Origin of the sequence: Promicromonospora sp. NPDC057488, assembly GCF_042802395.1 — a bacterium.
Lineage (GTDB): Bacteria > Actinomycetota > Actinomycetes > Actinomycetales > Cellulomonadaceae > Promicromonospora.
In genome coordinates this window covers 1-10,493 of the sequence record NZ_JBHVEG010000201.1, presented here as the reverse complement: position 1 = coordinate 10,493, position 10,493 = coordinate 1, and the positions used below count along the sequence as shown (strand labels likewise).

General features: G+C 70.6%; 10 protein-coding genes. 1 reads left to right on the top strand and 9 read right to left on the bottom strand.

All coding sequences use genetic code 11. The features are described 5' to 3' along the window. Window positions 1–65 precede the first annotated feature (65 nt). The 3 genes from ACFU5G_RS26285 to ACFU5G_RS26275 all read right to left on the bottom strand — a co-directional run bounded on the left by ACFU5G_RS26285 (window position 66) and on the right by ACFU5G_RS26275 (window position 3,496). Window positions 66–995, bottom strand: a complete 930-nt coding sequence (locus ACFU5G_RS26285) for a carbohydrate ABC transporter permease (protein WP_377251408.1) — start codon at window positions 993–995, stop codon at window positions 66–68. Next, entirely contained in the window at window positions 992–1,978 is a 987-nt protein-coding gene (locus ACFU5G_RS26280) for a carbohydrate ABC transporter permease (protein ID WP_377251406.1), read from the bottom strand. The genes ACFU5G_RS26285 and ACFU5G_RS26280 overlap by 4 nt, the downstream gene beginning before the upstream one ends. Window positions 1,979–2,101: 123 nt before the next feature. Further along, the gene (locus ACFU5G_RS26275) at window positions 2,102–3,496 is read right to left on the bottom strand and encodes an ABC transporter substrate-binding protein (protein WP_377251404.1); all 1,395 of its coding nucleotides are present in this window, start codon (window positions 3,494–3,496) and stop codon (window positions 2,102–2,104) included. Between the two features lie 288 nt (window positions 3,497–3,784). Here ACFU5G_RS26275 and map point away from each other — a divergent pair, with 288 nt between their 5' ends. Next, the gene (gene map, locus ACFU5G_RS26270; RefSeq protein WP_377251402.1) at window positions 3,785–4,561 is read left to right on the top strand and encodes a type I methionyl aminopeptidase; all 777 of its coding nucleotides are present in this window, start codon (window positions 3,785–3,787) and stop codon (window positions 4,559–4,561) included. Between the two features lie 130 nt (window positions 4,562–4,691). Here the strand turns inward: map and ACFU5G_RS26265 are convergent, their stop codons facing one another. From ACFU5G_RS26265 to ACFU5G_RS26240, 6 genes are all read right to left on the bottom strand, one after another. Then, window positions 4,692–5,543, bottom strand: a complete 852-nt coding sequence (locus ACFU5G_RS26265; RefSeq protein WP_377251400.1) for an HAD family hydrolase — start codon at window positions 5,541–5,543, stop codon at window positions 4,692–4,694. 103 nt (window positions 5,544–5,646) lie between these two features. Continuing rightward, window positions 5,647–6,450, bottom strand: coding sequence for an HAD family hydrolase (locus tag ACFU5G_RS26260; protein WP_377251398.1), 804 nt, complete (start codon window positions 6,448–6,450; stop codon window positions 5,647–5,649). 46 nt (window positions 6,451–6,496) lie between these two features. Further along, window positions 6,497–7,768, bottom strand: a complete 1,272-nt coding sequence (serS, locus tag ACFU5G_RS26255; RefSeq protein ID WP_377251396.1) for a serine--tRNA ligase — start codon at window positions 7,766–7,768, stop codon at window positions 6,497–6,499. Continuing rightward, a complete protein-coding gene (locus ACFU5G_RS26250; protein ID WP_377251394.1) occupies window positions 7,765–8,406 on the bottom strand; it encodes a hypothetical protein in 642 nt (213 codons plus the stop codon). The genes serS and ACFU5G_RS26250 overlap by 4 nt, the downstream gene beginning before the upstream one ends. Next, window positions 8,406–9,725, bottom strand: coding sequence for a hypothetical protein (locus ACFU5G_RS26245; RefSeq protein WP_377251392.1), 1,320 nt, complete (start codon window positions 9,723–9,725; stop codon window positions 8,406–8,408). Before ACFU5G_RS26245 ends, ACFU5G_RS26250 begins: the two co-directional genes overlap by 1 nt. Then, window positions 9,722–10,330: an ATP-binding cassette domain-containing protein gene (locus ACFU5G_RS26240; protein WP_377251410.1), complete on the bottom strand. Its 609-nt coding sequence runs from the start codon at window positions 10,328–10,330 to the stop codon at window positions 9,722–9,724. The genes ACFU5G_RS26245 and ACFU5G_RS26240 overlap by 4 nt, the downstream gene beginning before the upstream one ends. Between the last annotated feature and the right edge of the window lie 163 nt (window positions 10,331–10,493).

Genomic DNA, 10,493 nt, shown 5'->3' with positions numbered 1-10,493 from the left:
GCGCTGATCAGCGCATCCGCTCCAGTTCTATCTCGCCACGGTTCTACTTCGGCGGGACGGGTGGGTCAGCCCTTGACGGAACCCGCCAGCAGGCCGCGCACGAAGTAGCGCTGCAGCGACAGGAACACGATCAGCGGCACGATCATCGAGATGAACGCACCGGCCGACAGCAGGTGCCAGTCACCACCGCGCGAACCCGCGAGCTCGGCCACCCGGACAGTGAGCGGGAACGTCTTCAGGTCACCCATGACCAGGGCGACCAGCAGGTCGTTCCACACCCACAGGAACTGGAAGATGGCGAACGCCGCGAGCGCCGGGGTGAGCAGCGGCAGCACGACCCGGAAGAACACCTGCACGTGGCCGGCGCCGTCCATCCGCGCCGCCTCGACCAGGGACCTCGGGATCTCCTTCATGAAGTTGTGCAGCAGGAAGATCGCCAGCGGTAGCGCGAAGATCGAGTGCGACAACCAGATGGTCCAGAACGTGCCGTTGATGCCCAGGTCCACGTAGGCCGACAGCAGCGGCACGAGGGTGATCTGGATCGGCACGATCTGCAGCGCGAACACCGCGATGAACAGGAAGTCCGCACCCTTGAAGTCGACCCAGGCGAACCCGTACGCGGCCAGCAGGGCGAGGGTGATCGGGATGAACACCGCGGGCAGCGTGACCACGAAAGAGTTCACGAAGAACACGGCCAGGTTGGTGGACCCGTCGAACAGCGCGGCCTCGTAGTTGCGCAGCGAGAACACGCCCTCGCCGGCGAACGCGGAGCCGAACACGGTCCACCAGCCGCTCTGCCGGATGTCCAGCTCCGGGCGGAACGACGTGATGAGCAGGCCGAGCGTCGGGATGGTCCACAGGATGGCGATGACCACGGCGAGGGTGCTCGCCCACGGGTTGGAGAGCGCCTTGCGCGCCTTGCGGGCGCGGTTGTTGAGGCTCGACGGGCGGCGGGGTACCTCGGCCGCGGGCGTGGTTGCTTCGACGGTGCTCATCGGACGTCCTCCGAGAGGCGCTGCTGGCGCACGTTGTAGACGATCACAGGGATCACGATGACGAACAGCAGCACGGCCAGCGCCGCGCTCAGGCCCGCCTCGTTCTGCCGGAACCGCTGGTCGTAGAACTCCAGCGCCACGATCGAGGTGTTGAACTGCCCGGCGGTCATGGTCCGGACTATGTCGAACGTCTTGAGCGTGGTCATGGCGATGGTGGTCAGCACCACCACGAGGGCGGGCCGGATGCTCGGGATCGTGATGCGCCAGAACATGCCGAACCCGGAGACGCCGTCGAGCCGCGCGGCCTCGACGATGTCGTCGGGGATCGCCTTGATCGACGCCGACAGGAGCGTCATGGCGAAGCCCGCCTGGATCCAGATGAACACGACCATGATCAGGAACGTGTTGAGCGGCCGGCTGATCAGGAACTGCTGCGGCTCCCCGCCCAGCCAGACGATGAACTGGTTGAGCAGGCCCGTCTGGTTCACGCCGGCGGGCTTGAACTCGTAGACGAACTTCCAGATGATCGACGCGCCCACCATGGAGATGGCCATCGGCAGGAACACCAGGCCCTTGGCGAGCGCCTCGAACCGGCTCTTGTCGACCAGGTAGGCGTACACGAGGCCCAGGAACGTGGCGGCCAGCGGCGCGACGAGCACCCAGAGCGCCGTGTTGCCGAGCACGATGAGGAACCGCTGCTCGGTGAAGGTCTGGATGTAGTTGTCCAGCCCCACGAACTCGGTGCTGTTGCGGTTCATGAACGAGTTGATGATGGTGCGGATCGCCGGGTACACGAGGCCGAGCAGGAGCAGCAGCAACGCCGCGCCCGTGAACCCGAAGCCGACGAACCAGCGAGATGGGTTCCGTGGCCGGTCGACCACGAAGAGGATGATGCCCATCAGCACGACGAACAGCACGATCGCGATGAGCATCAGCAATAACTTGTGCGCGGGGTCGTCCCCGGCATACAGCAGCCAGTCCATGGCTATCTCCTGTCGCTGTCCTGGTCCGGTCGTCCTTGACTGGTCCCGGCCCTCAGCCTAGGACGGCGGAGGCGTGGGACTCGAAGTCCCACGCCTCCGCGCGTCATGGTCGAGGTCCGGGCGTCAGTTGCTGGGCCAGGAGTCCTCGATGGTGTCGGTCACCTGCTGGCTGCTCTGGTCGCTGGCGAACCACTCGACCATGCCGTTCCAGAACGAGTCGGTGCCGACCGCGGCCGGCATCAGGTCCGACGCGTCGAAGCGGGCCACCGTGGCCGGGTCGACGAGGATCTCGGCGGACAGCCGGTCGAAGTCGGTGGCCAGGTTGGCCGCGTCCAGGCCCTTGTTGGCGCTCACCCAGCCACCCGCGGGGGTGACCTTGGCCTTGGCGTTGGCCCAGTCCGCGCTCGACAGGTAGGTCTGGAACGCCTGCACCTCGGGGCGGTCGTTGAACGCACCGATGAACTCGCCGGCGACCAGCGTCGGGTTCTCGTCGGCGGTCATCGCCGGCAGGTAGAACGCGTAGACGTCGCCGTCCGGGCCCACCTCGGTGCCCTCGGGCCACTGCGTCTGGTAGAAGTTCGCGGCGCGGTGCATCCAGCAGTTGCCGTCGAGGATCGGGTAGCCCGCGTCGGTCCAGGTCGCCGTGGCGATCGAGTCGACGCCGCCCAGGCCGCCGTTCACGTAGTCCGGGTTCTTGAGGATGTCGCCCGCGGTGTCGAACGCGTCGACGATCTGCGGGTCGTTGAACGGGATCTCGTGGCTGTACCACTGGTCGTAGACGTCCGGGCCCGCGGTGCGGAGCACGACGTCCTCGATCCAGTCGGTGCCCGGCCAGCCGGTGGCGTCACCGGACTCGATGCCCGCGCACCAGGGGCGGGTGGCGCCCTCGTTGCCCTCGGCGATGGTGGCCGTGAGGTCCATCAGCTCGTCCCAGGTGGTCGGGACCTCGTAGCCGGCGTCGGCGAACATCTTCGGCGAGTACCAGACGTACGACTTCACGTTGGAGCCCAGCGGCGCGGCGTAGAACGTGCCGTCGACCGTGCCGTACTCCTTCCACTCCGGGGCCCAGCCCTCGTCGACGTTGGCCTCGACCTGCTCCGGTGCGGGGAGGACGGCGTCGTAGTCGTTGACGAGCGTCTTGAGCAGACCGGGCTGCGGCAGGATCGCGATGTCCGGCGGGTTGCCGGCCTGGACGCGGACGGGCAGCTGGGCCTCCATCTCGCGGGAGCCCTCGTAGTTGATCGTCACGCCGGTGCAGTCCTCGAACGGCTTGTACGACGCCGTCTGGGTCTCGGCCTCGGGCTCGACGATCGTCGTGTAGACGCTGACCTCGGTGCCGTCGAGGTCACCGAACTCTTCGAACGCGGCGCAGTCGATCGTGGGCGTGGTGGCCTCTCCGCCGCCGTCCTCGCCGCCGCCGTCATTGGTGTCGGCACAGGCCGCAAGGACCAGGGCCAGGCTCGCACCGGTCGCCGCCAGGGCGATACCTCGGCGCTTGGAAGCCATCCGGATAGTCATCTCGTGCTCCTCCACTGCTTCGTGGGCTCAGAACCCTCTGACTTGCGGGTACGGACCGGCAAGACTGCCGGGCTGCCCGACGTCAACGCAACCGTGGTTCTCGATCCGATGCAAGCCCATACAGCATCACCTTGCATTACGAAATCGTTGCAATCCCATCTGTCACCCAAGCCGGGAGAAACCCCGGGTAGAACGCGGGCAACGCGCCCGCCCGTGGCGGCCGGCGTGTCGGCGGCGGGACGTAGGCTGGTGCCGCCAGATCACTGGTGCCCCTACGGAAGGACGGACATGATCGAGCTGAGGACGCCGCGCGAGATCGAGGAGATGCGCCCGGCGGGACGCTTCGTCGCCGACGTGCTGCTCGCCGTCCGCGAAGCAGCGGGCGTGGGGGTCAACCTCCTCGAGCTCGACGAGGTCGCGCACAAGATGATCCGCGACCAGGGCGCCGAGTCGTGCTACATCGACTACCACCCGTCGTTCGGTGCCATGCCGTTCGGCAAGGTCATCTGCACGTCGGTGAACGACGCCGTGCTGCACGGCCTGCCGTTCGACTACGCGCTGCAGGACGGCGACCTGCTGTCGATCGACTTCGCGGCCTCCGTGAACGGCTGGGTCTCCGACTCCGCCCTGTCGATCGTGGTCGGCAAGCCGGACCCGGCCCGCGCCGAGCGCGACGTCAAGCTGATCCGCACCACCGAGGTGGCGCTGGAGGCCGGCATCGCCGCCGCGCAGCCCGGCAAGAAGATCGGCGACATCTCCGCGGCGATCGCGGAGGTCGCGCACGCGGCCGGCTACTCGGTCAACACCGACTTCGGCGGGCACGGCGTGGGCCGCACCATGCACGGTGACCCGCACGTGCCGAACAACGGCCGCGCGGGCCGCGGGTTCCCCCTCAAGCCGGGCCTCGTCATCGCGGTCGAGCCGTGGTTCCTGGAGACCACGGACAAGATCTTCACCGACCCGGACGGCTGGACGCTGCGCTCCGAGGACGGTTCGCGCGGTGCCCACTCGGAGCACACGATCGCGATCACGGAGGACGGCCCGCTGATCCTCACGGCGCGCTGACGCTCTCGCCGAGATAGAACCAGGGCGAAGTAGAGCCAGGGCGAGATAGAACCGCAGCGAAGTAGAACCGGCGCTGCGGTTCTACTTCGCTGAGGTTCTATCTCGCCCTGGTTCTACTTCGGCGGAAGGGTCAGATCAGGGTCTTGAGCGCCTGGATCACGCCGTGCTCCGTGATGTCGCCGACGGTCTCGTCGGCGATCGCCTTCACCGCCGCCGGGGCGTGGCCCATCGCGACGGCGCGTGCGGCCCAGCTCAGCATCTCGATGTCGTTGAGGCCGTCGCCGACGGCCAGCGTGTTGTGCCGCGGGACGCCGAGCAGGGAGCGGATGTTCTCCAGCGACGTCGCCTTGCTCAGGTGCCGGGGGGTCACGTCGATCCAGTCCGGGCCGGCCTCGGTGGCCGTGACGCCGTGGCGGCGGAGCGGTTCGAGCAGGTCCAGCACGTTAGGCCCGCGCAGGATCGCGCGCGACGCCGGCATGACGCCCAGCTCGTCGACGCCGACGACCCGCTGGGCTCCGTTGACCTCGTGCGGCTCGAACAGCCGGTTCACGCGGTAGCCCACGCCGATCTCCTCGACGCCGATCTGCACGTCGGGGAAGCGGCTGAGCGCCATCCGGGCCACGGGCCCGACGTCGAACGTCAGCACGTCCTCGAGCTGGTAGCCGTTGGTGCAGGTGGCGCAGAGCCGCGCCGTCACCGCGCCGTTGGAGGCGACCACCCAGCCGTCGGTGATCCCGAGCTCCTTGGCCACGGGCAGGATCCCCGTCAACGACCGTCCCGACGCGAGGACCACGTGATGCTTCCGGCCACGCACGAGGCGTACGGCCATCACCGTCGGCACGGGCACCGGCTGCCCGGTGACCAACAGGGTCCCGTCGATGTCGAGGGCGACCAGGTGGGGCGCATCGTTGCGCACCCGTATGGACACCGATTGGTCGTCCAGGATCATCACGTACCCCCATGGCACCGTGAGCGCCGTCACCCTTCGACGGATCGCGCCCAAATGTACAGGCTTTCGGCTGGTGATCCATACCTTTGCACGGATAGCTCTTTCACCCGCACAGATCACCCCCGCGTTGCGCGACTCAGAGCAGCGAGCGGAGCACGTCCACCACGCCGTCGTCGTCGATCGAGCCGGTCACGGCGTCGGCCGCCGCCCGCACCGGTTCGGTCGCGTGCCCCATCGCCACGCCCCATCCGGCCCACCGCAGCATGTCGATGTCGTTGCTGCCGTCACCCACGGCGACGGTGTTCTCGGCCGCCACGCCGAGCTCCTTGCGCACCACCTCGAGGGCCGACGCCTTCGTCACGCCCTGCGGTGCGATGTCCATCCACGCGGACCAGCCGACGGCGTACGTCACGTCGTCGAACCCGAGCCGCGCCGCGATCTCGTGGAACTCCGCGCTCGTCTCCCCGGGGCTGCGGACCACGACGCGCGTGACGTCGCCGGCCCAGAGCTCCTCGAAGTCCACCACCCGGTGCTCCCCGTTGAGCTCGCCCTCCGGGAAGAGCTCGTTCATCCGGAAGCCCACGCCGACGTCCTCCACCGCGTAGCGCGCGTGCGGCAGCTCCACCTGGAGCATGCGCAGCACGGGCTCGGGGTCGAAGGTCTCGACCTTCTCCAGGGTGTAGCCCATGGGGGCGGACGCGTCGAGACGGGCCGTGACGGCGCCGTTCGACGCGACGATCCAGGAGTCCTCGATCTTGAGCTCGGCCGCGATCGGCGTCATCGCGATGAGCGACCGGCCGGACGCGAGCACCACGTGGTGCCCGGCGGCCCGCACGGCGGCCACCGCCTCGCGTGCGGCGTCGGACAGCACCTCGTCGTACGTGACGAGCGTGCCGTCGATGTCGAGGGCGACGAGCTTGCGTTCGGTGGCAGGAGGCACGCTGGCAGCCTACCCACCGGCCGGTGAACGGCGGCGGACCGCCGGGTTACTTCACCGGCTCCAGGACCTCCAGGCCGCCCAGGTACGGGCGCAGGCCCTCCGGGACGCGCACCGAGCCGTCGGCCTGCTGGTGGTTCTCCAGGATCGCGACGATCCAGCGGGTGGTGCCGAGCGTGCCGTTCAGGGTGGCGACGTTGCGGGTCGAGCCGTCCTCGGTCCGCTCGCGAACGCCCAGGCGGCGGGCCTGGAACGTGGTGCAGTTCGACGTCGAGGTGAGCTCCAGCCAGCGGTCCTGGGTGGGCAGCCACGCCTCGCAGTCGAACTTCCGGGCCGCCGACGAGCCCAGGTCGCCCGCGGCCGTGTCGATCACGCGGTAGGGCAGCTCGACCTTGGCCATCATGGCCTCCTCCCAGCCCAGCAGGCGCTGGTGCTCGGCCGCCGCGTCCTCGGGGGCGCAGTAGCTGAACATCTCGACCTTGTGGAACTGGTGCACGCGGATGATCCCGCGGGTGTCACGGCCCGCCGAGCCGGCCTCGCGGCGGTAGCAGGCGCTCCAGCCCGCGTACCGCATCGGCCCGTCGGACAGGTCCACGATCTCGTCGCTGTGGTACCCCGCGAGCGCCACCTCGGAGGTGCCGACCAGATAGAGGTCGTCCTTCTCCAGCCGGTAGATCTCGTCGGCGTGCGCACCGAGGAAGCCGGTGCCCTGCATGGTCTCGGGCTTGACGAGGGTGGGCGTGATCATGGGCGTGAAGCCCTGCTGCACGGCCTGGTCCATCGCCATGTTGAGCAGCGCCAGCTCCAGGCGGGCGCCGATGCCGGTCAGGAAGTAGAACCGCGCGCCCGACACCTTGGCGCCGCGCTTGGTGTCGATGGCACGCAGGCCCTCGCCGAGCTCCAGGTGGTCCTTGGGCTCGAAGCCCTCGGCCGCGAAGTCGCGCCGCGTGCCCACCTGCTTGAGCTCGACGTAGTCCTCCTCGCCGCCCGCGGGCGCGCCCTCGATCACGTTGGCGATCGAGTACAGCACGCGGTCGAGCTCCTGCTCGGCCTCACCGGCGGTGGCCTGGTGCCGCTTGACGTCCTGCGCGAGCTGCTTGGTGCGGGCCAGCAGCGCCTGCTTCTCGTCGCCCTGGGCCTTGGCCACCTGCTTGCCCAGGGACTTCTGCTCCGCGCGCAGACTCTCGAACTCCGCCAGGGAGGAGCGGCGGAGCGCGTCGGCGTCGAGCGCCACGTCGACGAGGTCGGGGTCGTCGCCGCGGGCCACCTGGCTCGCGCGGACGACGTCGGGGTTGTCGCGCAGAAGTCGGAGATCGATCACGGGGTCGAGCCTAACGGGGCCGGGGCGGCCGATCCCGCAGTTTTCCCGCCTCGCCGCGCGCCGTGTCGCCCGCGGCCGAGGACACGGAGGAGCGCGCAGGCGAGTCCGAGCGCGAGGACGCCCGCGCAGAACCAGTGCGCCGGCGGCCCCGCGAGCGGCGCGAACCACGCCTGGACCCGGAGAAGCTGGACGACGCCCTGCCCGGGAACGACCGGCAGCAGCGTGAGCACCATGACACCCGTCCCGGCGACCGCCAGCCCGCCGAGCGCTCGCCCGGTGGCCGCCAACCCGAGCAGGGCCAGGCCGCCGACCGCCAGCCAGCCCCACAGCACGACACGTCCGGACCCGAGCTGCAGCAGGAGGCCCGAGACGGCGTGCAGGCCGGCGGACCCGAGCAGCACCGCGACGTCGATGCGCCAGACGGGCACCACCGGCCGCCAGGCACTCCAGTGGAGCGCGGGCCACGAGGCGACCAGCATGCCGGCGGAGCTCAGGAGCGCCGCGACGACGGTCGCCGGCACCGGCTCGATCGCGCCGGGCCAGGTGAGCTGCTGCCCGCCGAGCACCAGCTCCGCGAGCACCGCGCACCCGAACAGGGCCAGGGACGCCCCGCCGCCCGCGGCGCGCAGCAGCGCCATCACGCCGCCCGGAGCAGGGGCACGGCGGACAGGTCGCAGGTGCCGGCGGCGGTCAGCGCGGCGCGGAGGTAGTCCGCGCGCGCGTCGGCGCCGAGTTCCTCGAACCGCGCGATGATCGGGTCTCCCGGGATGACGTACTCGTCCACGGCCGAGCCGTCGCCGACGGAGGTGGCGGTCCACCAGCCCAGGACCACCAGCGCCTCCACCCAGTGCTCGGGCTCGTCCTCCTCCCGCCCGTCCGCGCACTCGGGCTGGACGGTCAGGGAGACGGCGGCGGGGAGCGCGGCGCTGCCGGCGGTCGGGACCTCGAACGTGCTCGCGCGCTCCTCCGGCGAGACGCGGAGGCTCCCGTCCAGCCTGCGGAAGTGCTCGCCGGGGGTGCGTTGCCGGAACTCGCCCAGCCGGGCCAGCCCGAGCGCCGCCCGCGCGTCGTCCAGCTCGCCGAAGCCCCGCACCAGGTCCGGCAGCGCGTCCTCCCCACCGGGCATGACGCACACGGTCACGCCGCCGTCCGGCGCGTCCTGGCACGAGGACGCCGTCACGGCCGGGTCGCTCTGCACGTCCGGCGTGGCGGCGAACAGGCCCGGCGCGTACAGCGCGAAGGGCACGGCGAGCGTCAGCGCCACGGCCAGACCGCGGCGCGGCGCCGACCGGGCGGACCAGCGCCGCGGGACCACCACCACGACGGCGAGCCCCAGGAGCAGCAGGGCCACGACCGCCCGGTTCGCCAGGAGGTCGAGCCGGAACTCGTAGCCGGCGAGCGGGATCGACGCGCCCTCCAGGCCGAGCAGACCACCCAGGCCGAAGGCGTCGACGAGGCCGGCCGAGACCCCCCACTCCAGCACCAGGACGATCCCGGCGACCAGCGGGTGCGGCCAGATCCTGGCGGCCAGCGCGCCGAGGGCGACGCAGGTGACCACGGAGCACAGCGCGGTGGCCAGGGCCGGCAGGAACCAGGCCCCGTCGTCGCCCGGGCCGTCGCGCAGGAGTGCGACGAGCACGGCGGTCAGCAGCAGCACGGCGAGCCCGGTGGCGACCCCCGTCACCATCGGCAGCACCGCGTAGACCGGCCCGCGTCGGGTCGCCGCGGTCCAGTCGCCGCGGCCGTGGGCGAGCACCTGCGCCGTGGACCACGCGGTGGCCGCGCCGAGCAGCGGCGCGAGCACCAGCGCCTGCGTGGACCAGTTGACCCAGGCCCATCCGGCGTCCGCACGCCAGAGCGCGGCGTCCTGGTGGAGGAGCAGCACGGAGAGCACCAGCGCGGCCGGGACCACCAGCAGGGCCGGCGCCCACGCGCGGTTCCCCAGGAGCAGGCTCATGCCCTGACCCCGAGCTCACGGCGGAGCGCGGCCATGTCCGCGTGCGGCCCGCCGCCGTCGTCGAGCCGCACGCGGACGATCCCGCCGTCGTGCAGCCGATGGATCGTGCCGCCCCACCGCACGGCGTCCTCCACCGAGTTGGTGCTCGCGACGACCGCGGTCCCCTCGAGCTCGCGCACGAGCGTGGCGAAGTCGTCGGAGAACACCGGGTCGGCCTCCGCGGTCGGCTCGTCCAGGACGAGCACCCGGGGCCGGTGCACCAGCGCCTGGGCGACCGTGAGCCGGCGGTGCTGCCCGCCGGAGAGCCGGGCGACGCGCTGCGCGCGGAGGTCCTCGATCCCCGTCATCCCGAGACAGCGGTCCACCTCTGACCGGACCGTGTCGCGGGGCACCGCCCGCAGCCGTGCGGCGAGTTTCACGACGTCGGCCACCGTCATCTCCCTGGGCCAGCGGATCGACTGCGGCGCATATCCGACAAGGCCCGCGAGCCGGGAGGAATTCCTCGGCAGAACGGCTATCCCGTCGACCTCGATGGTCCCCCGGTACGGCAATATCCCGGCGACCGCCTGCAACAGGGAAGACTTTCCCGAGCCGTTCTCGCCCATCACCACGGTCACCCGGGAGTCGAACGTGGCCGTCGCCGAGTCCAGCACACGACGCCTTCCCCGGTTCAGCGAAACACCATTGACATCAATCATCGTCATCTTCCTCGGCAGGTTCCTCGACGAGCTCCTCGACAAGGGCCCATCGGCGCGCACTGCGCCGATG